General features: G+C 65.7%; 26 protein-coding genes. 16 read left to right on the forward strand and 10 right to left on the reverse strand.

Annotated features, from left to right (window positions below; translation table 11 throughout):
• Positions 1-9: 9 nt before the first annotated feature.
• The 7 genes from ON00_RS03930 (at position 10) to eda (ending at position 7,133) form a co-directional block, all read left to right on the forward strand.
• On the forward strand, positions 10-270 hold the full coding sequence (locus ON00_RS03930) for an SH3 domain-containing protein (RefSeq protein WP_010403327.1): 261 nt from the start codon (positions 10-12) through the stop codon (positions 268-270).
• The gene (argC, locus tag ON00_RS03935) at positions 267-1,196 is read left to right on the forward strand and encodes an N-acetyl-gamma-glutamyl-phosphate reductase (protein WP_029622420.1); all 930 of its coding nucleotides are present in this window, start codon (positions 267-269) and stop codon (positions 1,194-1,196) included. Before ON00_RS03930 ends, argC begins: the two co-directional genes overlap by 4 nt.
• A gap of 86 nt (positions 1,197-1,282) precedes the next feature.
• Complete coding sequence (gene zwf / locus ON00_RS03940; protein WP_010403329.1) at positions 1,283-2,749, forward strand: glucose-6-phosphate dehydrogenase; 1,467 nt, start codon at positions 1,283-1,285, stop codon at positions 2,747-2,749.
• A 143-nt stretch (positions 2,750-2,892) separates the two neighbouring features.
• Entirely contained in the window at positions 2,893-3,603 is a 711-nt protein-coding gene (gene pgl, locus ON00_RS03945; protein WP_010403330.1) for a 6-phosphogluconolactonase, read from the forward strand.
• A 124-nt stretch (positions 3,604-3,727) separates the two neighbouring features.
• On the forward strand, positions 3,728-5,545 hold the full coding sequence (gene edd / locus ON00_RS03950; RefSeq protein WP_010403331.1) for a phosphogluconate dehydratase: 1,818 nt from the start codon (positions 3,728-3,730) through the stop codon (positions 5,543-5,545).
• A 2-nt stretch (positions 5,546-5,547) separates the two neighbouring features.
• Positions 5,548-6,516 (forward strand): glucokinase, encoded by a 969-nt coding sequence (gene glk / locus ON00_RS03955; RefSeq protein ID WP_010403332.1) that lies wholly within the window; start codon positions 5,548-5,550, stop codon positions 6,514-6,516.
• Positions 6,513-7,133, forward strand: a complete 621-nt coding sequence (gene eda, locus ON00_RS03960) for a bifunctional 4-hydroxy-2-oxoglutarate aldolase/2-dehydro-3-deoxy-phosphogluconate aldolase (protein WP_010403333.1) — start codon at positions 6,513-6,515, stop codon at positions 7,131-7,133. The genes glk and eda overlap by 4 nt, the downstream gene beginning before the upstream one ends.
• A 163-nt stretch (positions 7,134-7,296) precedes the next feature.
• On the opposite strand, the gene ON00_RS03965 is transcribed toward eda, so the two are convergent.
• From ON00_RS03965 to fabD, 8 genes are all read right to left on the reverse strand, one after another.
• On the reverse strand, positions 7,297-7,692 hold the full coding sequence (locus ON00_RS03965) for a hypothetical protein (protein WP_010403334.1): 396 nt from the start codon (positions 7,690-7,692) through the stop codon (positions 7,297-7,299).
• A 173-nt stretch (positions 7,693-7,865) separates the two neighbouring features.
• On the reverse strand, positions 7,866-8,831 hold the full coding sequence (mltG, locus tag ON00_RS03970) for an endolytic transglycosylase MltG (RefSeq protein ID WP_010403335.1): 966 nt from the start codon (positions 8,829-8,831) through the stop codon (positions 7,866-7,868).
• A 137-nt stretch (positions 8,832-8,968) separates the two neighbouring features.
• Complete coding sequence (gene fabF, locus ON00_RS03975; protein WP_010403337.1) at positions 8,969-10,228, reverse strand: beta-ketoacyl-ACP synthase II; 1,260 nt, start codon at positions 10,226-10,228, stop codon at positions 8,969-8,971.
• Between the two features lie 121 nt (positions 10,229-10,349).
• Positions 10,350-10,586 carry an acyl carrier protein gene (locus ON00_RS03980; protein WP_010403338.1) on the reverse strand — a complete coding sequence of 79 codons (237 nt, stop codon included), beginning with the start codon at positions 10,584-10,586 and terminating at the stop codon, positions 10,350-10,352.
• Positions 10,587-10,682: 96 nt separating this feature from the next.
• Positions 10,683-11,249, reverse strand: a complete 567-nt coding sequence (locus tag ON00_RS03985; protein ID WP_010403339.1) for a hypothetical protein — start codon at positions 11,247-11,249, stop codon at positions 10,683-10,685.
• Between the two features lie 43 nt (positions 11,250-11,292).
• Entirely contained in the window at positions 11,293-12,033 is a 741-nt protein-coding gene (fabG, locus tag ON00_RS03990; RefSeq protein ID WP_010403340.1) for a 3-oxoacyl-[acyl-carrier-protein] reductase, read from the reverse strand.
• A gap of 17 nt (positions 12,034-12,050) precedes the next feature.
• Complete coding sequence (locus ON00_RS03995; protein ID WP_010403341.1) at positions 12,051-12,464, reverse strand: GxxExxY protein; 414 nt, start codon at positions 12,462-12,464, stop codon at positions 12,051-12,053.
• A gap of 46 nt (positions 12,465-12,510) precedes the next feature.
• Positions 12,511-13,446 carry an ACP S-malonyltransferase gene (gene fabD / locus ON00_RS04000; protein ID WP_010403342.1) on the reverse strand — a complete coding sequence of 312 codons (936 nt, stop codon included), beginning with the start codon at positions 13,444-13,446 and terminating at the stop codon, positions 12,511-12,513.
• Positions 13,447-13,654: 208 nt separating this feature from the next.
• On the opposite strand from fabD, the gene ON00_RS04005 reads away from it, so the two are divergent.
• From ON00_RS04005 to rplI, 4 genes are all read left to right on the forward strand, one after another.
• Entirely contained in the window at positions 13,655-14,029 is a 375-nt protein-coding gene (locus tag ON00_RS04005; RefSeq protein WP_010403343.1) for an RcnB family protein, read from the forward strand.
• A gap of 172 nt (positions 14,030-14,201) precedes the next feature.
• On the forward strand, positions 14,202-14,636 hold the full coding sequence (gene rpsF, locus ON00_RS04010; RefSeq protein WP_010403344.1) for a 30S ribosomal protein S6: 435 nt from the start codon (positions 14,202-14,204) through the stop codon (positions 14,634-14,636).
• A gap of 12 nt (positions 14,637-14,648) precedes the next feature.
• On the forward strand, positions 14,649-14,873 hold the full coding sequence (gene rpsR, locus ON00_RS04015) for a 30S ribosomal protein S18 (protein WP_010163758.1): 225 nt from the start codon (positions 14,649-14,651) through the stop codon (positions 14,871-14,873).
• Positions 14,874-14,885: 12 nt separating this feature from the next.
• Positions 14,886-15,485, forward strand: coding sequence for a 50S ribosomal protein L9 (gene rplI / locus ON00_RS04020; protein WP_010403349.1), 600 nt, complete (start codon positions 14,886-14,888; stop codon positions 15,483-15,485).
• A gap of 343 nt (positions 15,486-15,828) precedes the next feature.
• Here the strand turns inward: rplI and ON00_RS04025 are convergent, their stop codons facing one another.
• Both ON00_RS04025 and mutL read right to left on the reverse strand, forming a co-directional pair.
• Complete coding sequence (locus ON00_RS04025; protein WP_010403351.1) at positions 15,829-16,392, reverse strand: DUF1993 domain-containing protein; 564 nt, start codon at positions 16,390-16,392, stop codon at positions 15,829-15,831.
• Positions 16,393-16,497: 105 nt separating this feature from the next.
• Positions 16,498-18,324, reverse strand: a complete 1,827-nt coding sequence (gene mutL / locus ON00_RS04030) for a DNA mismatch repair endonuclease MutL (protein ID WP_010403352.1) — start codon at positions 18,322-18,324, stop codon at positions 16,498-16,500.
• A 161-nt stretch (positions 18,325-18,485) separates the two neighbouring features.
• On the opposite strand from mutL, the gene ON00_RS04035 reads away from it, so the two are divergent.
• The 5 genes from ON00_RS04035 to rodA all read left to right on the forward strand — a co-directional run bounded on the left by ON00_RS04035 (position 18,486) and on the right by rodA (position 24,282).
• The gene (locus tag ON00_RS04035) at positions 18,486-19,532 is read left to right on the forward strand and encodes a rod shape-determining protein (RefSeq protein WP_010403353.1); all 1,047 of its coding nucleotides are present in this window, start codon (positions 18,486-18,488) and stop codon (positions 19,530-19,532) included.
• Between the two features lie 124 nt (positions 19,533-19,656).
• Positions 19,657-20,562 (forward strand): rod shape-determining protein MreC, encoded by a 906-nt coding sequence (locus tag ON00_RS04040; protein WP_010403354.1) that lies wholly within the window; start codon positions 19,657-19,659, stop codon positions 20,560-20,562.
• On the forward strand, positions 20,559-21,068 hold the full coding sequence (gene mreD, locus ON00_RS04045; protein ID WP_010403355.1) for a rod shape-determining protein MreD: 510 nt from the start codon (positions 20,559-20,561) through the stop codon (positions 21,066-21,068). The genes ON00_RS04040 and mreD overlap by 4 nt, the downstream gene beginning before the upstream one ends.
• Positions 21,065-23,170, forward strand: coding sequence for a penicillin-binding protein 2 (mrdA, locus tag ON00_RS04050; RefSeq protein WP_010403357.1), 2,106 nt, complete (start codon positions 21,065-21,067; stop codon positions 23,168-23,170). Before mreD ends, mrdA begins: the two co-directional genes overlap by 4 nt.
• Positions 23,167-24,282 (forward strand): rod shape-determining protein RodA, encoded by a 1,116-nt coding sequence (rodA, locus tag ON00_RS04055; RefSeq protein WP_010403359.1) that lies wholly within the window; start codon positions 23,167-23,169, stop codon positions 24,280-24,282. Before mrdA ends, rodA begins: the two co-directional genes overlap by 4 nt.
• Positions 24,283-24,318 lie beyond the last annotated feature (36 nt).

The following is a 24,318-nucleotide window of genomic DNA, read 5'->3' on the forward strand; positions in this document are numbered from 1 at the left end:
CGACACGCCGTGCGCCGCGATCTCGCCGATATTCGCTTGGCCGACCGCGTTTTTGCGCCGCATTATGCCTGCGCCGTCCCCCGCGTGGTGATCGCAGCGGCTGCCTTGCGTGAGGAACCCGCCCCCGATTCGGCGGTGCTGGTCGAATTGGAGATTGGCGACGTGTTCGAAGTGCTGGAATTCGTCCGCGGCCGCGCCTGGGGCCGCGCACCGGGCAAGGATCTGGTCGGCTATGTCGACGCCGACGCTTTGTCATGGCCCGCACCATGAGCATCTCGGTGTTCATCGACGGTGCGCACGGCACCACGGGCCTGGAAATCCGCGAGCGGCTTGCCGGACGCAGCGAAATCACGCTGATCTCGCTCGACGAAGCGCGGCGCAAGGACACGGTCGCGCGGGGCGAAGCGCTCAATGACAGCGACTTTGTCATTCTGTGCCTGCCCGACGATGCCGCCCGCGAAGCCGTCTCGCTGATCGACAATGATCGCACGCGCGTGATCGATGCGTCGACCGCGTTCCGCACCGCCGAGGGCTGGACCTATGGCTTTCCCGAACTGGAGCCGGGCCAGGCCGCCGCGATCGCCGAGGCGAAGCGTGTCAGCAATCCCGGTTGTTATCCGACCGGCTTCCTCGCGCTCGTGCGCCCGCTGGTGCGCGCCGGGCTGGTGCCGGTCGATTGGGCGATCAGCGTCAATGCCGTGTCGGGCTATTCGGGCGGCGGCAAGGCGATGATCGCCGAATTTGAGGGCGTCAATCCACCGCCCGCCGCGCGTGCCTATGCGCTGGGTCTGGCGCACAAGCATGTGCCCGAAATGCAGAAGCATGCCCGCCTGGAACATCCGCCGATCTTCATGCCGTCGGTCGCCAACACCTATCGCGGGATGATCGTCGAGGTGCCGCTGGCCCTGCATATGTTCACCCGCCGCCCGACATTGGCGGTGTGCGAATCGACGCTGCGCGAGGCTTATGCCGACAGCGCGCTGATCACCGTCGGCGACGGTGATAGCGACGTGGTGTGCATCGAGGACGATGCCGGCACCGATCGGCTGACCGTCCGCGTGTGCGGCAATGCCGCCACCGGCCAGGCGCGCCTGATCGCGACGCTCGACAATCTTGGCAAGGGCGCTGCCGGGGCCGCCGTGCAGAGCCTCAACATCATGGCCGGGCTCGATCCTTTGGCAGGGCTGACGCTGTAACTTTTTGGTGCCCCGTGATACGTATTCACCTTGGCGGCGCGCTTGCGCCTCTTTAGGTGACCCCTTCCCCAGGAGGTCGATTTAGCATGCCCGTCCGCACGCCCGTCGCCAAATTGATGTTGTTCGGCGCGACCGGAGATCTCGCGCAGCGGATGCTGCTCCCCTCGCTTTATGGCCTGCATGCCGACGGTTTGCTGCCCGAGGGATTGACGATCACCGGCACAGCCCGCTCCGATCATACCGATGCGACGTTCCGCAAGTTCGCCAAGCAGGCGCTGGACCAGTTCCTGCCCGAGGATCGCAAGGACGAGAAAGCGGCCAAGACCTTCCTCGACCGCCTGCAATATCAGGCGCTCGATGCGACCGACCTCGACCATTACAAGCAATTGGCGGAGAAGGTCGGCGACATTTCCGGCGGGCTCGCCATTTTCCTGTCGACCGCGCCGTCGCTGTTCGAGCCGGTCATTCGCGGCCTCGAATCGGCGGGCCTCGCCGGGGAAACCGTGCGGATCGGCCTGGAAAAGCCGCTCGGCTACGATCTCGCCTCCAGCCAGGAGATCAACGACACCGTCGCCACCGCCTTCCCCGAGGAGCGGACCTTCCGCATCGACCATTATCTGGGCAAGGAAACCGTCCAGAACATCCTCGCCTTGCGCTTCGGCAACAGCTTCTTCGAGCCGGTGTGGAATGCGCGCGGCATCGACAATGTCCAGATCACCATTTCCGAAACGGTCGGCCTGGAAGAGCGTGCGGCCTATTATGACGGCGCTGGCGCTTTGCGTGACATGGTCGCCAACCACATGCTGCAATTGCTGGCACTAATCGCGATGGAGCCGCCCGCCCGCTTCGACGGCTCGGCGATCCGCGATGAAAAAGCCAAGGTGTTCCGCTCGCTGCGGCAGGTCGCCCCGGTCGACGTGCCGCAAATGTCGGTGACCGGCCAATATGCGGCGGGTGCCAGCGGCGGCGCGATCGTACGCGGCTATAGCGACGAGCTCGGCAAACCCTCGACCACCGAGACCTTCGTCGCGCTCAAGGCGCATGTCGACAATTGGCGCTGGCAGGGCGTGCCCTTCTATCTGCGTACCGGCAAGCGCATGACGACGCGGCGCTCCGAAATCGTCATCCAGTTCAAGCCCGTGCCGCACTCGATGTTCTCCAATCGCGGCGGCTTGCTGCAACCCAATGCGCTGATCATCCGCTTGCAGCCCGAGGAATATGTGCAGTTGCTGGTGATGGCGAAGGAGCCCGGCCTCGACCGCGAGGGCATTCGCCTGCGCGAAGTGCCGCTGAACCTCAGCCTCGATTCGGAATTTGCCGGTACCCGCCGCCGCATCGCCTATGAGCGGCTGCTGCTCGACCTGATCGAGGGCGACCAGACGCTGTTCGTCCGCCGCGACGAGGTGGAGGCGCAATGGACCTGGATCGACGCGATCCGCGCCGGTTGGGTCGCCAATGACATGAAGCCCAAAAGCTACGCCTCGGGCAGCTGGGGGCCGAGCGCCGCCGTCGCGCTGACCGAACGCGACGGGGTGACCTGGCAGGACGATTGAAATCCCCCTCTCCCCGCCGGGGAGGGTGAGAAAGCAAAGCGCGGGGGCGGCGTAGGAAGGCAGACATATGTCTGACGCACCGCGTCCCCCCTCTCCCCTACCCTTTCCCCGCCAGCGGGGAGAGGGAGATAAGGACAAAGATCATGAGCGAAGAAATCGAATGGTGGGATTATGACGATGCCGAGGAGATGGCGGATGCCGTCGCCGGCGACATCGGCTTCATCATCGAAGCCGCGATCGATGCGCGCGGTGCAGCCGTCATCGCCTTGTCGGGCGGTAAGACGCCGATCCCGATCTACGAACGCCTCGCCAAGGCCAAGATCGACTGGAAGCGCGTCACCATCGTGCCGACCGATGAGCGCATCGTGCCGCTGGGCGATCCGCTGTCCAACGTGACGATGATCGCCAAGACCTTCCTGCCAAAGGGCGCGCGCGTCATGCCGATCGTCCCCGCCGCGACCGCCGATTACAAGGCCGCCGGGCGCTCGGCCGATGCGCTGATGCAGGATCTGCACTGGCCGCTCGATTTGTGCTTGCTCGGCGTTGGCGCCGACGGCCACACCGCCTCGATCTTCCCCGGCCCCGATTTCGACGAAGCGCTGTCGGGACCGAATGAGCGCCGCGCGCTCGGCGTGATGCCAGAGCCGCTGCCCAAGGAAGCGCCGGTCGCGCGCGTCACCTTGAGCCGCGCCGCGATCGTCTCGGCGCGCGCGCTGATCATCGCGGTCACCGGCGACGCCAAGAAAAAGGTGATCGAGCAAGCGATCAAGCAAGGGCCGTCCTCGGCTTACCCGATCGGCCGCGTGCTGGCCGATGCGGAATTGCCGGTCGACATTCACTGGGCGGCTGCGTGACAGCAACGCGCCCCGCACCGTCACCCCGGGCTCGTCCCGGGGTCCACCGCGCCGCCTGGCCAGCGATCGCGGGACGCGCTGCGGGGTGGATGCCGGGACAGGCCCGGCATGACGGAGAAGTTTCATGACCCTGCACCCGGAAATCGCCGCCGTCACCGACCGCGTGATCGAGCGTTCCAAGGCCAGCCGCGCCGCCTATCTCGACCTGATCGGTCGCGCGCGCGATTCGCATATCGAGCGCCCCGCCATGGGCTGCGCCAATGCCGCGCACGCTTATGCCGGCACCGAGGAGGACCGCCCCGCCCTCACCTCGGGCAAGGCGATGAACATCGGTATCGTCACCTCGTATAACGACATGCTCTCGGCGCACGCGCCTTACTATCGCTACCCCGAGCAGATGAAGGTGTGGGCGCGCGAAGCCGGGGCCACCGCGCAGGTCGCAGGCGGCGTGCCCGCCATGTGCGACGGCGTGACGCAGGGCTATCCCGGCATGGAGCTGTCGCTGTTCAGCCGCGACACGATTGCCCTCTCCACCGCGATCGCGCTCAGCCACGGCGTGTTCGAGGGCGCCGCGCTGCTCGGCATTTGCGACAAGATCGTGCCGGGCCTGCTGATGGGGGCCTTGCGCTTCGGCCATTTGCCAATGGTGCTGATCCCCTCCGGCCCGATGCCCTCCGGCCTGCCCAATAAGGAAAAGGCCGCCGTGCGCGAGGCGTTTGCCGAGGGCAAGGTCGGCCGCGAGGCGCTGCTCGAGGCCGAAATCGGTGCCTATCACTCCAAGGGCACCTGCACTTTTTACGGCACCGCCAATTCCAACCAGATGATGATGGAAGTGATGGGCCTGCACATGCCGGGTGCCGCTTTCGTCAATCCCGGCACCAAGCTGCGCCAGGAACTCACCCGCGCCGCCGTCCACCGCCTCGCCGCCAATGGTTGGCATGGCGACAGCTACCGCCCGCTGGGGCTGTGCGTCGATGAAAAAGCGATCGTCAACGCAGCGATCGGCCTGCTAGCCACCGGCGGCTCGACCAACCATTTGCTGCATTTGCCCGCGATCGCGGCGTGCGCCGGGATCGTGCTCGACTGGGAGGATTTCGATCGCCTGTCCAAGGCGGTTCCGCTCATCACGCGCGTTTATCCCAATGGCTCGGCCGATGTGAACGGCTTCGAGGCGGCGGGCGGCATGCCCTTCGTCATCCGCGAACTGGTGTCGGCCGGGTTGCTGCACGGCGATCTGTTGACGGTCGCGGGCGACAGCCTGGCCGATTATGGGCGCAAACCGGTGATCGAGGGCGATGCGCTGACCTGGGTCGATCCCGGCCCGAGCGGCGACGAGAGCATCCTGCGCGCGGCGTCCGCGCCGTTCGCGCCCGAGGGCGGCTTCCGCATCCTCACCGGCAATCTCGGCCGTGCTTGCATCAAGGTGTCGGCGGTCGAGCAGGACCGCTGGATGATCGAGGCCCCCGCGCGCGTGTTCCACGATCAGGCGTCGGTGCAGGCCGCGTTCCAGGCGGGCGAGCTCGATCGCGACGTGGTGGTGGTCGTGCGCTTCCAGGGCCCACGCGCCAATGGCATGCCCGAACTTCACAAGCTCACCCCACCGCTCGGCGTGCTGCAGAATCGCGGTTTCCGCGTTGCGCTCGTCACCGATGGCCGCATGTCGGGCGCGAGCGGCAAGGTGCCGTGCGCGATCCATTGCTCGCCCGAGGCATTGGGCGAAGGCCCATTGTCGCGCGTGCGCGATGGCGACGTGATCCGGCTCGATGCGGTGACCGGCGAACTGTTCGCGCGCGTCGACCCGGCGGAGTGGGCAGCGCGCACGCCGGTCTCGATGCCAAGCGAGATTGACGGCATGGGCCGCGAACTGTTCGGCCTGTTCCGCCAGAACGCCAATGAAGCCGAGCGCGGCGCCTCGCCGCTGCTGACCGGCATGGGATGGTAAGCATGGAAATCGTTTCGGTCGATATTGGCGGCACCCACGCGCGCTTCGCGCTGGCAGAGGTGGCCGCGGGCCGCGTCGTCTCGCTGGGTGAGCCAGTCACGCTCAAGACCGCCGAATATGCCGGTTTCCAGACCGCGTGGGAGGCGTTCGGCACGCAATTGGGCCGCGCGCTGCCGCGTGCCGCCGCCATCGCGGTCGCCTCGCCGATCAGCGGCGACGTGATCAAGCTGACCAACAATCCCTGGGTGATCCGCCCGCCGCTGATCAAGGAACGGCTGCACGTCGACACCTTCGTGCTGATCAACGATTTCGGCGCGGTCGGCCAGGCGGTGGCGCAAGTCGATCAGGGCGATTTCCTGCATCTGTGCGGGCCGGACGTGCCCTTCCCCGATCACGGCGTCCTCACCGTCTGCGGCCCGGGCACGGGCCTCGGCGTTGCGCAAGTACTGCGCACGGCCGATCGCTACCACGTGATCGAAACCGAGGGCGGCCATGTCGATTTCGCGCCGCTCGACGGGCTGGAGGACCAGTTGGTCAAGCGGCTGCGCAAGGCCTATACCCGCGTCTCGGCCGAGCGCGTCGTCTCCGGCCCCGGCATCGTCGCCATTTATGAAACGCTCGCCGATATCGAACATCGCGTCATCCCGCGCATCGACGACAAGGCGATCTGGGCCGCCGCGCTCGATGGCGAAGACAGTCTGGCCGTCGCCGCGATGGACCGTTTCTGTTTGAGCCTCGGTGCGGTCGCGGGCGATCTTGCCCTGGCGCATGGCGCGAACGGTGTGGTCATTGCCGGCGGGCTTGGCTTGCGGCTGAAGGACCATATCCGCAATTCAGGCTTTGCCGAGCGCTTCGCCGCCAAGGGCCGGTTCCAGAACCGCATGGCCGCGATTCCGGTCAAACTCATCACCCATCCGCAGCCCGGCCTGTTTGGCGCAGCGGCGGCTTATGCCCAGGAGTACACCTTATGAGCGCTTCGCCCACCATCACCGACATCATGCAGACCAGCGCCGTCATTCCGGTGCTGGTGATCGAGGACGCCGCCACCGCCCGCCCACTGGCCGAGGCGCTGGTCGCAGGTGGCCTCAAGGTGCTCGAAGTCACCCTGCGCACCCCAGCCGCGCTCGATGCGATCCGGGAGATGAAGAAGGTGCCGGGCGCAATCGTCGGCGCGGGGACCGTCGTGAACCCTGACCAGTTCGGGCAGGCCGTGGATGCTGGCGCGGAATTCATCGTCTCCCCCGGCCTGACTCAGCACCTCGCGCGTCCGATCATCGACGCTGGCGTGCCGTTCCTGCCCGGTATCGCCAATGCGGCGGACATCATGACCGGGCTTGACCTCGGCCTCACCCATTTCAAATTCTTTCCGGCCGAGGCGAATGGCGGGCTGAAGGCGCTGAAGGCGCTCGCCGCCCCCTTCTACCAGTGCAAATTCTGCCCGACCGGCGGCATCACCGAAGCGAGCGCGCCCGAATGGCTCGCTTTCGCGCCGGTGCTGTGCGTCGGTGGCAGCTGGGTGACGCCCAAGGGCGCCGCGATGACCGAAGTGGAAGCGCTCGCGCGCGCGGCGAGCGGGTTGCGGGGGTAAACGCTTCCGTCACCCCGGTTTTGGGCCGGGATGATGGCTGGGTAAAGCCTCACGCCTCCATCGACCGTTCGTTTCGAGCGTAGTCGAGAAACTTTTGGCGCTGCGCTGTGGTTTCTCGACGATGCTCGAAACGAACGGAGTTGCGGACGGCACCCGCCCCCCCTCACTCTCCGTCAGGATCGAGCGCCTTCTTGGCCAGGCGCGTTACCAGCGTGATCGGATCACGGCCTTTGCCATAACCGTAAGCAGCGGCTTCGCGTTTGCTGCATTGCCGCTGCCCGGCAAAGACGCCGCAGCGGCCAGATGGGGTGATGGCGGTCAGGCCGCTCGCCGCCGCGCCACGCGCAGCATCCTCATCTGGTGCAGACTCATCGCGCAGCGGCAGCCGGTATTGATCGCGCCTGCGCCCGCACACGACAATGCTGTCAGCAGAGCCTGTCTCGTCGCACTTGGGGAGCGCGCTCAGCCGGATTGGCTTGGCGGTTCTGGCCAAGTCGAATGGCATGGTGATCGGGGCAGCTTCAGCGGCCTGAAGAGCGATGCTCAGCCACAAGCACATCTATGCTTCCCCAACCGCCGATGCCGCCGGAGGTACAGCACGTTGGCAACGCTGAAAAGCCCATCACACCGTCACCCCGGCCTTGTGCCGGGGTCCACCGCTCCCCCAGGTCAGCAACCCGCAGAACGCGCGGCCCGGTGGATGCCGGGACAAGCCCGGCATGACGGCTAAGACTAAATCCCGTGCGCCGCACGGTACGCCCGCCATTTCACGACATTGGCGTTATGCTGTTCCAGCGTGTCGGCGAAGACATGCCCGCCCGATCCGTCCGCCACGAAATACAGCGCATTCGATGATGCCGGGTTCAGCACCGCATCGATCGAGGCGCGCCCCGGGTTGCAGATCGGTCCGGCCGGCAAGCCCACCATCGCATAGGTGTTGTAGGCGTTCACCGCATGCACCTCGGACAGCAGGATCCGCCGCCCGAGCGGCCGCCCCTTGGTGATCGGGTAGATGATCGTCGGGTCGGCCTGCAGCATCATGCCGCGCTTCAGCCGGTTGGAATAGACCGCCGCCACCATCGCGCGCTCGCTCGGCTTGCCGGTTTCCTTTTCCACGATCGAGGCGAGGATCAGCGCCTGTTCGGGCGTGGTCACCGCCAACCCCGGCTTGCGCTCCGCCCACGCATTGGCGAGGTAGCGGCGCATCACGCTCTGCATACGCTTGACGATGAAGTCGCGACTGTCGCCGCGCTGGAAAGCGTAGCTGTCGGGCAGGATGCTGCCTTCCTCGGGAACGGCGATCGTGCCGGTCAGCCCCGGTGTCTTGTCGAGCGCATCCTTGACCAGCACCGAGGGCCAGCCTTCGGGAATCGTCACGAAGCGCTGGATCGTCTTGGTGCCTTGCAGAACCTTCAGGATATCGGCCTGGCTCAGATGCGCCGGGATGCGATATTCGCCCGCCTTGATCGGCGCATCCGCCCCGAACACCTTGGCAAACAGGCGGAAGCGCGACGCCGACGCAATCGCGCCGGCCTTCTCCAGTTGCACCGAAGCGGTTGCCAGGCTGCTGCCCGGCGCGATCTGCACCGTGATCGGGTGGGCGAGCGACCCGCGCCCGCCCCACATTTGCGCGACGCCGAACAATGCGGCGATCGCGGCAAGCCCGAGCAGCAGACCAAAGCAACCGAGCTTGCGCATTTATCGCGTCCTTGCTTCCCCGGCGCAGGCCGGGGCCCAGTTGCACGGCCCCAGATAGGTGCGCGCAACGCCCGCCATCGACGCCCTACTCCTGGGCCCCGGCCTGCGCCGGGGAAGTGCAGGAGCGTAGCGCAAGATCAAATCGCCCGCATCACCAGGCTGGCATTGGTGCCGCCAAAGCCGAACGAGTTGTTCAGCACCGCCTTGACCGAGCGCTTCTTGGCGACATGCGGCACCAGATCGACGCCCGCGCAATTGTCGCTCGGATTGTCGAGGTTGAGCGTCGGCGGCACGATCTGATCGCGCAAAGCGAGGATGCAGAAAATGCTCTCCACCGCGCCCGCGCCGCCGAGCAGATGCCCGATCGCCGACTTGGTCGAGCTCATCGACAGCGTGTCGATATTGCTGCCGAACAGGCGGCGCACCGCGTTCAGTTCCAGCTCGTCGCCGAGCGGGGTCGAGGTGCCGTGCGCGTTGATGTAATCGATGTCGGACAAAGCGAGCCCCGACTTCTTCATCGCCATCTGCATCGAGCGGAACGCGCCCGAGCCTTCAGGGTGCGGCGCGGTGACGTGATAAGCATCGCCCGACAGGCCATAGCCGATCACTTCGGCATAGATTTTCGCGCCGCGCGCCTTGGCGTGTTCATATTCCTCGAGGCAGACGACGCCTGCGCCCTCGCCCATCACGAAGCCGTCGCGATCCTTGTCATAGGGGCGGCTGGCGCGTTCGGGGGTGGCGTTGAAGCCCGTCGACAGCGCGCGCGCCTGGGCGAAACCGGCAATGCCGAGCGGGCAGATCGCGCCCTCGGCGCCGCCCGCCAGCATCACATCGGCATCGTCCATCGCGATCATCCGCGCGGCGTCGCCGATCGAATGCGCGCCGGTCGAGCAAGCGGTGACCACGGCGTGGTTGGGCCCCATCAGGCCGTATTTGATTTGCACCTGGCCGGTGATGAGGTTGATCAGGCGGCCATGCACGAAATGCGGGGAGACGCGGCGCGGCCCCTTTTCGTGCAGTACGATCGATTCGCTGGCGATGCCCGGCAGACCGCCGATGCCCGCGCCGATCGAGCAGCCCGCGCGGAACTTCTGTTCCTCGGTCATGTCGAGCAAGCCGGCGTCTTCCAGCGCCTGGCCTGCGGCATCGATGCCGTAGATGATGAAGGGATCGACCTGGCGCTGCACCTTATGGTCGACGCGCTTGCCGGGGTCGAACCCGTACGGATGGTCGGCGGGCTTCACCTCGCACGCAATGGTGCAGGCATAGTCCGTCGCGTCGAAGCGCGTGATCGTGCCGGCGCCCGATTTCGACGCCAGGATATTCGCCCAGGCGGTTTCGACATCGGCGCCCAAAGGCGTCACCAGCCCCAGTCCGGTTACGACAACACGGCGCATGGCCATCTCCGTTTATTCAAATGCTCGTAAATGGGAAACGGCCCCACGCCCCCGGTCAGTACCCTGGGACGGGGAGCCGTTCCTGTCTTCAGCCGTGCGGCCGCGCCACGAGGCGTGGCGCTCAGCCCTTATGCTCTTCGATGAACGCGATCGCGTCCTTCACGGTCGTGATCTTCTCGGCGGCATCGTCGGGGATCTCGACTTCGAATTCTTCTTCAAACGCCATCACCAGCTCGACGATGTCGAGGCTGTCTGCGCCCAGATCGTCGATGAAGCTCGCGTCTTCGGTCACCTTGTCGGCTTCGACGCCGAGGTGCTCGACGACGATTTTCTTAACGCGCTCTGCGATCTCGCTCATTGTATTGTCCCTCTATCGGTGGGGGGGTTAGGTGTTTCCTGAACGCACGTAGAACGGGCGTCCGAACCGCGCAAGAGGGCGGCGCGGCCTGTACGGCTATTTGCCCGCATAGGCCTTTTCGGCATCGTGCTCGCCAATGGTCGAATAGACCGCCATATTGAGAGCCTGGCCCAGCGCCTGCACGTCGGCTGCGGCCATCCCGTCGATCTTCACCCCTGCGCTCTGCAAATGGGCGAATGCAGCCCGATTGAGCTCAGGAGTCACGCCGCCTTTCGCATAGATCGCGCGACCGTCCGGCGTGAGGCCATCGACATAACGGGCGACGATCTCCTCGTTCAGGCCGAACCGGCGACCGCGTTCGATCGCATCCTCGCGCAGGACGCGCATCGAAAAGAACTGCACTGCCGCATTCTCGCGCGGCTTGCCCCAGCCATAGGCCCTGCGGCAGTTCTGGACGACCTTGCTCACTACAGTCATCGCAACCTTGCCGCCCTTGCTGGTCGGCTGGAAATGCGCGTTGACCAGATCGACCAGATCGGCATTGGGCAACCGATCTGTATGCGTCACGATGCAGCCGACCGGTGGCAAATCCACGTTGGACGCCATCGCGGGCACTGGCGCAAAGCCAAGCGCAAGAAAGCTCCCGATAAAGACGATACGCATCCCTTATCCCCTACATTTGGCCATGCCGACGCAGCGCCGCTGGTCAGATCATCGCCATCCCACCGTTAACGTGCAAGGTCTGCCCGGTGACATACCCCGCCTCGCGGCTTGCCAGATAGACGACAGCGCTGCCAATGTCTGCGCCCTCCCCCATCTTACCCATCGGAATCCGTGCGTTAAGCGCCTCTTTTTGCGCATCGGGCAGAATGTCGGTCATCGGCGAGGCGATGAAGCCCGGCGCGACGCAATTGACGGTGATGCCACGGCTGGCAAGCTCCTGCGCCAGCGCCTTGGACATGGCGGTCAGCGCGCCCTTGGACGCCGCGTAATTGGCCTGCCCCGGGTTGCCGGTGGTGCCGACGACCGAGGTGATCGACACGATCCGGCCGAAGCGCGCCTTCATCATCGGCCGCGCCGCCGCGCGCGCGAGCCGGAAGGCGGCTTCCAGATTGACGCGGATCACCTGATCCCATTCGTCATCCTTCATCCGCATGACGAGATTGTCGCGCGTAATGCCGCCATTGTTGACGAGAATATCGAGCTTGCCGCCCAGCGCCTCGACTGCGGCGGGCACCAGCGCATCGACCGCCGTGCCATCCGACAGGTCGCACGGCAAAGCGACATGCTCGCCGCCGAGGCTATCCCGAAACGCCTCCAATTTCGCGACATTGGACCCGGAAACCGCCAACCGCGCGCCCTGCCCGGCCAAGGCCTGCGCAATCGCCGACCCAATCCCCCCCGAAGCGCCGGTCACCAGCGCGGTCATGCCTGTAAGGTCGAACATTGTCTTCTCCACTAGATTTAGTTCACGCGGAGGCGCGGAGACGCGGAGGGGCGGTGGTCGTTGACGATCCGTCGTACCCCTTCCTTCAGCGTTGCGCCGCCGAAATTGATCAGCAGCCCAACGGGCTGCCGAGTAAGGCGCAGGTAGGTCAAAAGTTGCTTCGCATGTGCAGCGTTCAACCGCTCGACCGATTTGATCTCGACCAGTAAGCGTTGGTCGACGAGCAGGTCTATCCGAAACGCGGCTTCGAACCGAAGCCCTTCAAACTCGATATCGACAGGACGTTGGCGCACAACCTCATAGCCAAGCGCCGACAGCTTCGCGGCCAGGACGGTTTCATAGACGCTCTCGAGCAGCCCCGGCCCAAGATCGCGATGCACGCGCAAGGCTATGTCGAGCACGTCCCCGCTAATCTCGTCGACATCTCTCACTTCTTCTCCGCGTCTCCGCGCCTCCGCGCGAACAAAGAACTTTCTGCTACAGCACCTTCGCCAAAGCCTCGATATCACCCATAGTCAGCACGCTAACGGCATCCACATCCGCCACGATGCGCTTGACCATCGGGGTGAGCACCTTGCCGCCGAATTCGACGAAGCGCTCCACGCCCGTTTCCGCCATCGCCCGCACCGATTCGCGCCAGCGCACCATGCCGGTCACTTGCTCGACCAGCAGGCGACGGATCGTGTCGGGGTCCCCCACCGGCGACGCCGTCACATTGGCGAACACCGGCACCAGCGGCGCATCGATCCGTGCCTCGGCCAGCGCCTTTTCCATCGCGTCGGCGGCGGGCTGCATCAGCGGGCAGTGGAACGGCGCCGATACCGGCAGCAGGACCGCACGCTTCGCGCCCATGTCCTTGGCCAGCGCCACCGCGCGCTCGATCGCGCCGCGATGGCCCGAAATCACCACTTGCGAGGGATCATTGTCATTGGCGACGGTACACACTTCACCCTCGGCCGCAGCTTCGGCGATGGCGCGCGCCTTGTCGACATCGGCCCCGAGCAGTGCCGCCATCGCGCCCACGCCGACCGGCACCGCCGCCTGCATCGCCAGCCCGCGATGCTTCAGCAGCAACGCCGTCGTCGCCAGGTCAATCGCGCCCGCTGCGCACAAGGCGCTATATTCGCCCAGCGAATGGCCGGCGACATAATCGGCCTTGTCGGCCAGCCGAATGCCGCCCTCTTTCTCCAGCACGCGCAGCGTCGCAATGGCGTTGGCCATGATCGCGGGCTGCGCATTCTCGGTCAGCTGCAACTGATCCTCCGGCCCTTCGCTCATCAGCCGGAACAGATGCTGGCCCAGCGCCTCATCGACTTCCTGGAACACTGCGCGCGCCTCCGCGCTCGCCTCGGCCAGCGCCTTGCCCATGCCAACGCTCTGGCTGCCTTGCCCCGGAAAAATAAAAGCACGCATCGTGATACTCCTTTGGCGCGGCGGTTAGGCGCTCCGCCAAAGCCGCGTCAAGAACGGGGCACACCGCGCGCAACCTGAACGGGGCCGAAGCGGACGGGACACTTTGCGACCATTTCGGGTTCTATCCGCCACGGGTGTGCGACAACCGCACCCCAGATACCTGTTCGACGCCGGGAGTAAGGCGCCGTTTCAAAAAAGGAGCCCAATCATGAAGAAACTCATTCTGGCCGTTCTGGCCGCCACCACCGTGCTCAGCCCGCTCGCCGCCAGTGGCGCGAGCGCGCAGCAGCGCGACGAGCGGCGCAGCACCACCGTCGTGCGCCAGCAGCCCAATGGCCGCACCGTCGTCACCAAGCGCACTGTCGTGCGCCCCGAGCCCGGCCGTCGCTGGGCGCGCGGACAGCGCTTCGACCGCCGCTATGCCACCAATTACCGCGAAATCAGCGATTGGCGGCAGTATCGCGGGCGTCGCCTCTACGCCCCGCCGCGCGGCTATCACTGGGTCCGCTCGGGCAATGATGCCGTGCTCGTCGCGCTCAGCGGCGGCGTAATCGGTGCGGTGCTGTCGGGCGCGTTCAACTAAACCCGGCCTATGGGCGCGGAAGCCTTGCCTTCCTCGCGAATTTCGCTATGGGACGCCGATCGGGGTGGAGAGCACACGCTTTCCGCCCCGGTTGTTATGCAAGACGATAGCCGGAGGGGCGTTTCGCATGGTGCGGGCGTCAGCGATCGGCCAAGATAGAGAGACGAGACACATGGCTCTATACGAGCACGTGTTCCTTGCGCGCCAGGATCTGGCACAGGCGCAAGTGGACGCTCTGGCGGAAATCGCCACCAAGATCGTGAACGATAATGAAGGCCGGGTCGTCAAGACCGAGAATTGGGGCCTGCGCAGCCTCGCCTACAAGATCGCCAAGAACCGCAAGGCGCATTACGTCATGCTCGAAATCGATGCCCCGGGCAGCGTGATCGTCGAGCTGGAGCGTCAGGTTCAGATCAACGAAGACATTATTCGCTACATGACCGTCAAGATCGACGCGTCCGAAGAGGGCCCGAGCGTGATGATGCGCAAGTCCGATCGGGACCGTGAGCGTCGCAGCGATCGTGAAGGCGGCCGCGAAGGCCGTGGCGATCGTCCCGACCGCGGCGACCGCGAGGATCGCCCCCGCCGCAGCTTTGACGGCGAATAAGGAGCTATAGATATGGCACGCCCATTTTTCCGCCGCCGCAAGAGCTGCCCCTTCTCCGCGAAGGACGCCCCCCGGATCGATTATAAGGACGTCCGTCTGCTGCAGGGCTTCGTGTCCGAGCGTGGCAAGATCGTCCCGTCGCGCATCACCTCGGTGAGCGCCAAGAAGCAGCGCGAGCTCGCCCAGGCGATCAAGCGTTCGCGCCATCTGGGCCTGCTGCCCTACATCGTTAAGTAAGGGGCCCAACAGATGGACATCATCCTGCTGGAACGCGTCGAAAAGCTCGGCAACATCGGCGACGTCGTCAAGGTCAAGGACGGCTTTGCCCGTAACTACCTGCTGCCGAACAAGAAGGCGCTCCGTTCCAACGAAGCCAACCGCAAGGTCTTCGAAAAGAACCGCGAAAAGATCGTGGCCGACAACGCTGCCAAGCGTTCGGAAGCCGAGGTCGAAGCCAAGACGATCGACGGCATCACGCTGACGCTGATCCGTCAGTCGTCGAACACCGGCCAGCTTTACGGTTCGGTCGCCGTGCGCGATCTGATCGAAGCGCTCGATGCCGCTGGCCACAAGGTCTCCAAGTCGGCGATCGTGCTCAACAAGCCGATCAAGGCGATTGGCCTCTATGAGGTCAAGGTTTCGCTGCACCCGGAAGTGTCGGTTACGATCAAGGTCAACATTGCCCGCTCGCCCGAAGAGGCCGAGATGCAGGCCAAGGGCGTCAACGTCATGGAAGCCATGTTCGAAAAGGACGAGGCTGGTTTCGTCGAAGCGTACGATCCCAATGCCGAGCCCGGCGCAACGGCGGAAGTCGGCGCGGACGATGCCGAGGCACCTGCCGCAGCCTGAGCCTTTCGCTCAAGCGCACAGAAAAAGGGCCGTCCGGAGCAATCCGGGCGGCCCTTTTCGTATATGGCTAATCCTCCCCGTGCCGGGGAGGATTGCTTACCCCGTAATCGCACACGCGCCGATCAGCGCGGCAAAGGGGATAAGCGCAAGAAATACCGGAAGAAGCTTGATCATGAAACGGATCGCCCTGGGGTGATGGGAATATGGTCTGACAACGTTGCGCCTGAGATGCGTATGCGCCCCGCCCAATTCAATGCGGCGAAGCGTTCTTTATTATAGACGAAACGAGCAAGACACCACTCACTCGTTCCCCCCCGCGCAAGCCACTCCCACCACCCGCCGTTTATTGTGCAGGCAACGTCCCCGACCGCACATAGGCAAACATGTGAGCGACATAATCGGCTTTGCCCAGCGCAACGCCTTGCGCCCGCAGGATCGCGTAGGCGGTCATCACGTGGAAATAGAATTGCGGCAGCGCCCAATCGCGGACGTATTGCTCGATCGAGAAATCGAACACCATCCCCTGCGGCAACGCATGCGCGATCGGCGTCGCCGGATCGACCACGAGAGCGTCCGCTATCGCCTGCTCGACGATCGCCAGCGTCTCGGCGATCCGCGCTTGCGCCTCGGCGATGGTGCCCGGCTGTTCGCCCGCGTTGCGCCCTTCATCGAGCAGGGCCGTCAGCGACTCCGGGAACGCCTCCCCCCGCAAGCGATATACGCCTTCGCGCGCCTGCACACAGGCGAAGCGAACTTGTGTGGAGAGCGGAAACATGTCGGGCGCCAACCGCGCTGACAGCAGCGCATCCGCCTCGTCCACCAACTGCACCTCCGCTTTGCTCAGCCATCCCGACAGCGCTTTCAGCATCTGGGTATAGGTGGGGAACACCATAGCGGGCAGCGTCATAACCATCTCTCTCTCTAAGGACTGCGGACTGTGTCGCCGCGATCCCCGCTCTACGCCCGTTGAGACGATCCCACCACAGCGGCAAGCGCAAAGCCGAACCCCGCGCTATTTCCGCCCGAACAGCTTCTCAATGTCGCCATGCGCCAGCTTCACCCAGGTCGGGCGCCCGTGATTGCACTGCCCCGAATGCGGGGTGACCTCCATCTCGCGCAGTAGCGCGTTCATCTCGGCGACCGACAGCACGCGCCCGGCGCGGACCGAGCCGTGGCACGCCATCGTCGCGGCGACATGATCGAGCCGCTCGCGCAAGCTGAGCGCCTCGTCGAACGCCGCCAATTCATCGGCCAGATCGGTGACGAGGCCCGTCACATCGCCTTGCCCGAGCAGCGCGGGCACGCCGCGCACCAGCATCGCGCGCGGGCCGAAGCGGTCGAGGTCGAGACCAAATTCGCTCAGTTCCGCCGCGCGCGCCTCGAGCCGGTCGCAGGCGCTCTCGTCGAGTTCGATCACCTCGGGCAGCAGCAGCGCCTGGCTCGCCACCCCGCCGCTCGCCATCGCCTTGCGCATGCGTTCGAGCACGAGCCGTTCATGCGCGGCATGCTGGTCGACCAGGATCAGCCCGTCGCGGCTTTCGGCGACGATATAGGTCTTGGCCACCTGCCCGCGCGCGACGCCGAGCGGATAATCGGCGGTTTCGGGCGGCGGCGCATACGCCGGTTCCGCGCGGGCTTGCGGCGGTGGGGTGAAGCTCGGGCGGCGGTCGTTGAGGGTGTAGGACCTCTGGAAGAGACCTAGCCCCTCCCCTTCAGGGGAGGGCTTGGGGTGGGGCTGCGCCGCATAACCAACGTCGGATTCGCGGACAGCCCCCACCCCCAACCCCTCCCCTGAAGGGGAGGGGCTTTCCTGAGTCCATGCCGCCATCGCCGTCTCGGGGGCGCGCTGGCTGCGGTGGCCGGCTTCATCCAGCGCGCGGCGCAGGCCGCTGACGATCAGCCCGCGCACCAGTGCGGGATCCCGGAAGCGCACCTCGGTCTTGGCCGGATGGACGTTCACATCGACCGCGTCGGGCGGTACGTCGAGGAACAACGCCACCACCGCATGGCGGTCGCGCGGCATCATCTCGGCATAGGCGCCGCGAATCGCCCCGATCAGCAAGCGGTCCTTCACCGGTCGCCCGTTGACGAACAGATATTGGTGGTCGGCAATGCCGCGGTTGAAAGTGGGCAGTCCGGCGATCCCGCCAAGGCCGATCCCTTCGCGCACGAAATCGACCCCGACGCCATTGTCGACCAGCCCGCGATCGGTGAGCGCGGCGACGCGGTCGGGCAAACTCTCGCCCGCGCTCACGCCGAAGGAGCGCCGCCCGTCATGCTCGACCGAAAAGCCGATGTCGGGCCGCGCCATCGCCAGCCGCTTGACCACATCGATGCAGGCGGCGAATTCGCTGCGCGCCGAGCGCAGGAACTTGCGCCGTGCCGGCACCCGCTCGAACAGCGCCTCCACCCGCACCCGCGTGCCCGGTGGAATCGCGGCGGGGCCTTCGGACAGCAGCACGCCATTGTCGACCACCCGCGCCCAGCCCTCCGCCCCGCGCGGGCGGCTTTCCAGCGTCAGGCGCGCGACGCTCGCGATCGAGGGCAACGCCTCGCCCCTAAACCCAAGCGTGCTGACCGCTTCGATCGCCTCATCGGGCAGCTTGGAGGTGGCATGGCGCTCCAGCGCCAGCGCCATATCGGGCGGGGTCATGCCGCATCCGTCATCGGTCACCTCGACCAGATCGGTGCCGCCGCCGGCCAGGCGCACGGCGATGCGCGTCGCCCCGGCGTCGATCGCATTCTCGACCAGTTCCTTCAACGCGCTGGCGGGTCGTTCCACCACTTCACCGGCAGCAATGCGATTGACGAGATGTTCTGGCAGGCGGCGTATTGACATGGCCTAGCCTCTAGCCCAATCGACGGCATCCCGCGACCCGCATTCAACCGAGCATCAGAGCGTGGAGACACCGCTCTGAACGCCCCGGTTGCAAGCGCAAGCGCGACCCTTTGTGCGACCTGTCGGCAGATCCGTAAGTCCGGCGTGAAACGGAACGATCCATGGGCTTTTTCTCGAATCTCTTCCGCTTTTCTTCTCATGACATGGCCATCGATCTCGGCACCGCCAACACGGTCGTCTATCTGCGCGGCAAGGGCATCGTGCTCAACGAGCCGTCGGTGGTGGCGGTCGAAACGCTCAATGGCGTCAAGCGCGTCAAGGCCGTGGGCGATGACGCCAAGCTGATGATGGGCAAGACTCCCGACAGCATCCAGGCGATCCGCCCGCTTCGCGACGGCGTCATCGCCGACATCGACGTCGCCGAGCAAATGATCAAGCACTTCATCCACAAGGTGCACGGTGGCCAACGCCGCTTCATGCGCTGGCCGCAAATCGTGATCTGCGTGCCCTCGGGCTCGACCTCGGTCGAACGCCGCGCGATCCGCGATGCCGCGTCCAACGCGGGCGCATCGCAGGTGTGGCTGATCGAGGAGCCGATGGCCGCTGCGATCGGTGCCGACATGCCCGTCACCGAGCCGATCGGCAGCATGGTCGTCGATATCGGCGGCGGCACCACCGAAGTCGCCGTGCTGTCGCTGCGCGGCCTCGCCTACACCACTTCGGTGCGCGTCGGCGGCGACAAGATGGACGAAGCGATCGTCTCCTATGTTCGCCGCAACCATAACCTGCTGATCGGCGATGCCACCGCCGAGCGGATCAAGCAGGAAGTCGGCGTCGCCAAGCCGCCGCTCGACGGCATCGGCCTGACGATCCACGTCAAGGGCCGCGATCTGGTCAACGGCGTGCCGAAGGAAATCCAGATCAACCAGGGCCAGATCGCCGAAGCGCTGAGCGAACCCGTTGGCCAGATCGTCGAGGGCGTGCGCATCGCACTCGAAAACACCGCGCCTGAACTCGCTGCCGACATCGTCGACCAGGGCATCGTGCTCACCGGTGGTGGCGCGCTGCTCAAGGGCATCGATGAGGTGCTGCGCGATGAGACCGGCCTGCCCGTCACCATCGCCGACGATCCGCTGACCTGCGTCGCGCTCGGCACCGGTCGCGCGCTGGAGGATCCGGTGTTCCGGGGTGTGCTCCACTCCGCGTGACGCACTGAAATGACACGTCCTTGTGCCTGAGCAGCTAGGGTAGCCCCTACTCAGGCACAGCGACATCGCGTAAGGCGAAGACCGGTTTCTATAGGCGGCCCTCGGGCTTTTGGATGGGGTTAGCATGGCGCCGCCACACAATCGGCGCCCGGGTTTTTCGCGGCGGGCGCAATACGGTTTCTTCCTGGCATATGTCGTCGCGTTGGCGGGTGCGATCGTCAGCGCGGTGCTGCTTGCGTTGTCCTCGCTCGATCCGCCCGCCTTCGCCTCGCTCCGCGCCAGCCTGGCGGAGGTCACCACGCCAGTGTCTTCAGGGATTTCCGGGGTGGGCAACTGGCTGGGCTCGATCCCAAGCGGGATTGGCGACTATATAGCGGTGCGCGGCCAGAATGCCGCCTTGCGCAAACAACTGGCCGAGCAGCATGCGCTGTTCATGCGCGCGCGCTCGCTTTCCTATGACAACCGCCGCTTGCTGGCGCTGCTCCAGGTGCGCGAGCGCATTGCCGAGCCAGTGGTGGCGGCGCGTCTCGTCAGTTCCACGGGCTCCAGCACGCGGCGCTTTGCCGTGCTCAACGCGGGATCCTGGCAGGGCGTCGCCACCGGCCAACCGGTGCGCGGGCCCGAAGGCCTGATCGGTCGCGTCCTTGAGACCGGCCCGAACAGCGCGCGTGTGCTGCTGCTGATCGATCCGGAAAGCGTGGTGCCGGTGCGCCGCACGCGCGACGGCATGCCAGCGCTCGCCGCCGGGCGCGGCGACGGGTTGATCGACGTAAAATCGGTTGCGCTTTCCACCACCGATTTCGGGCCGGGCGACGTGTTCGTGACCTCGGGCACCGGCGGCATCTATCCGCCCAACATTCCTGTCGCGCGCGTCCTCCGGCGTGGCCGTGACGCCTCGATCGCGCGCAGTTTCGCGCAAGCCGACACGCTCGATTACGCGCTGGTGCAGCGCGCCTTCATGCCCGAGCCGCCGCCCATTCCCGTGCCGATCCCGACGCCCAAACCCGCCAAGCCCAAGAAGAAGAAATGAGCCAGGTTCGCGGCCCGTTCGACGAGGCACCGGTAACCGGTTTTCAGCGCTTCGTGCCGGCGCTGTCGGTCGTGGTCGGCTCGGCGGTGACGCTGTGGCCGTTCATCGCGACCTTTCCGATCCTGCCACCCTTCGGGCTGTTGATGCTGCTCGGCTGGCGGCTGACCAAACCCGATTCGCTCCGCATCTGGGCCCCGCTTCCGCTCGGGCTGTTCGATGACCTGGTCAGCGGGCAACCGCTCGGCACCGCTATGCTGTTCTGGACGCTGTGCTTCTTCATGATCGACTTGATCGACCAGCGGATCGTCTATCGTGATTTCTGGCAGGACTGGTTGATTGCTGCCGGGTCGGTTGCCTTCTGCCTGATCCTGGGGCGCCTCGTCGCCGCGCCGCTCGGCGCGCATGTCGACACCGTTCTGCTGCTGCAGATCGTCATCGCAACGCTGCTCTTCCCGCTCGCCGCCCGCATTTGCGCCATGCTGGCGGGCGATGAGGAGCCGGAATGAAGCGCGCGACCTTCGCGCAATCGCCGCGCATGGTGACCGAGGCGTCGCAAAGCTACAGCTTTTCGCGCCGCGCGATCCTGCTGGGAGGCTTGCAGGGCGCGGTTGGCGTCGCGCTCGCCGGACGCATGGCCTGGCTCGCCATCGCTGAAAACGCACGGTACAGCTCGCTCAGCGAAAGCAACCGCGTCAACATGACGCTGGTCCCGCCCCGGCGTGGCTGGATCGTCGATCGCCACGGCGTGCCGATCGCCAACAACCGCACCGACTTCCGCGTCGACATCATCCCCGACCGGCTCGAAAATAAGGGCCATGTGCTGGGGTTGCTGCGCGATATCCTGAAGCTGCCGCCCGAGGAGATGGACCGGCTCGTCGCCGATCTGGAGCACGCCGCCGGGTTCCAGCCGGTACAGGTGGCGGAGAATCTCGATTGGGAACGCTTCGCCGCCGTCAGCGTGCGCCTGCCCGAGCTTCCCGGCGTCGCCCCCACACGCGGCTTTTCGCGGAGCTATCCGGCGGGGGCGGCAGTCGCCCATCTCACCGGCTATGTCGGCGCAGCCTCCGCCGAACAATATAAACAGACGCGAGACCCCTTGATGGTCACGCCGGGTTTCAAGCTGGGCAAGGATGGCCTGGAGAAGACGCTCGAATCGACGCTGCGCGGGGTCGCTGGCCAAAAACGCGTCGAGGTCACCGCACGCGGCAAGCTCGTCGCCGAACTGGCAACCAAACCCGATCAGCCGGGCACCAACGCCCGCCTGACAATCGATGCGGGCCTGCAGGAATATGCCGCGCGGCGGCTCGGCACGCAGTCGGGCTCGGTCGTGGTGATCGACGTGGCGACCGGCGAGATGCTCGCGATGGTATCGATGCCCGCTTATGATCCCAACACTTTTTCCGACGGGATCAGCCATCTCGAATGGAAGATGCTGTCGGACAACGACCATGTGCCGTTGATGAACAAGGTGCTCCAAGGGCTGTATCCACCGGGCTCGACGGTGAAGCCGATGAACGGCCTCGCCCTGCTCGGCGCGGGCGTTCCCGCATCCGATCGCGTCGTCTGTACGGGGGCGTTGCGCGTCGGCACCGGCATCTTCCACTGCCACAAGAAGAGCGGGCACGGCGCGCTCGACCTCAAGAACGCGATCATGCAGAGCTGCGACATCTATTTTTACGAGATGATCCGCCGGCTCGGCTACGATCATGTCGCACCCGTCGCGCGCAGGCTCGGGCTCGGGCAGAAATTCGACCTGCCCTTCAACAGCCAGCGGTACGGCACCGTCCCCGACACCGCCTGGAAGCTGCGCCGCTACAAACAGCCATGGACCGTTCCCGATTCGCTCAACGCGTCGATCGGCCAGGGCTATGTGCTGACCAACCCGCTCCAGCTCGCGGTGATGGCCTCGCGCCTAGCCTCGGGGCGTGCGCTCCAGCCGAGCATCCTTGCCGACCATGTCCATGCCGACGCCCCTGCCCTGCCGATCCAGCCGGACCACCTCCAGACGATCCACGAGGCGATGTGGGGGGTGGTCAATGGCGGCGGCACCGGTGGCGCGGCACGGATGCTGATCCCGGGCGTTCAGCTCGCCGGCAAGACCGGCACCGCGCAGGTCCGCCGCATCACCATGGCCGAACGCGCCGGCGGCGTGCTGAAGAATGGCGCGCTCCCGTTCAAGATGCGCGACCACGCGCTGTTCCAGGGTTTCGCACCACACGACAAGCCGCGCTATGCGATCGGCGTGGTGCTCGAACATGGCGGCCACACCGTCCGCAATCTCGACACACCCGCGATCGCGCGCGACATCATGACCTATCTCTTCGACCGCGACCGCGCGCTCGCCTCGCTGGCCGAGGCCGAGCCGACCTGGGGCGGCGATATCAAAACCCGCATGGCCGCTGAGACCGCCGTCTATCGTGCGGCGGCGGGGGCACCACCGCTGGCGGTCGGCGCGCAGACCGAGCTGAACGCCACCGCGCCCACCGATGCCCCCGCCGTCCGCGCCGCCTCCGCCGCCGATGTCGCAGCGGCGGAAGACCTCGCCAATAGCGCCGCCCCCGGCAACACCGTCGCCGAAGACGGGACGACCGAGCGGGACGTGCCATGAGCGGCCTCAACTTCGTCCCGGCCCCCTTGGCGCAATTGCCGTGGCGGATCCTGCTGCTGGTCATTGCGATCGGCGGCTTCGACCTGTTCGTGCTCTATTCGGCGGCGGGCGGCAGCATCCGGCCATGGGCGCTTTCGCAAGGCATTCGCTTCGTCGTGTTTCTGGCGGGGGCGATCGCGCTGTCGCGGGTGCGTGAAACAACGTGGAGCAGCCTCGCTTTGCCGGCCTATGGCGTGCTGTGCGTGCTGCTGGTGCTGGTGGAGCTGATCGGCGCGGTGCGCGGCGGTGGGCAGCGTTGGCTCGATCTCGGCATCGGCTTCCGGTTGCAGCCGTCAGAACTGATGAAACCGTGCATCGTGCTGGCCTGCGCGAAATTCTACGACATGCTGCCACCCAATGAGACGCGGCGTTTCGGCGCGATCTGGCCCGCCGCCTTACTGATCCTGGTGCCCGCCGCCTTGGTGATGAAACAGCCCGATCTCGGCACCGCGCTGATGATCACCATTGGCGGGGTGACGGTGATGTTCCTGGCGGGCGTGCCGCTGCGTCTGTTCATTGGGGGCGCGCTGGCTTTGGGCGCGGCGGTGCCGCTCACCGTGAATTTCGTGCTGCGCGGTTACCAGCGCAACCGCATCATGGTGTTCCTCGATCCCGAAAGCGATCCGCTCGGCATCGGCTATCACATCAGCCAGTCGAAGATTGCGATCGGATCGGGCGGCATCTTCGGCAAGGGCTTTCTCAACGGCACCCAGAGCCACCTCGACTACCTGCCCGAAGGCCATACCGATTTCGCGCTGGCGACGATGATGGAGGAATGGGGTCTGGTTGGCGGCGTGTTGCTGATCATCGCCTTTGTCGGCATCGTGCAATGGGGCTTGGCGGCATCGCTACAGGCACAATCGCGCTTCGCCCGCCTGACCGCCGCCGGGCTTGCCGCGACGATCTTTTATTATGTCGCGATCAACATGGCGATGGTGATGGGCCTGGCCCCGGTGGTCGGCGTGCCGCTGCCGCTGATCAGCAATGGCGGGTCGTCGCAAATGACCTTCATGCTGTGTCTGGGCATCCTGATGTCGATCGACCGCACCAATCGCCAGACCACGCGCTGGTAATTTTTATGGGCTTTGCGCAAAAAAGGGTTTGCAACC

Source organism: Sphingomonas echinoides ATCC 14820 (assembly GCF_000241465.1).
Classification (GTDB): Bacteria; Pseudomonadota; Alphaproteobacteria; order Sphingomonadales; family Sphingomonadaceae; genus Sphingomonas; species Sphingomonas echinoides.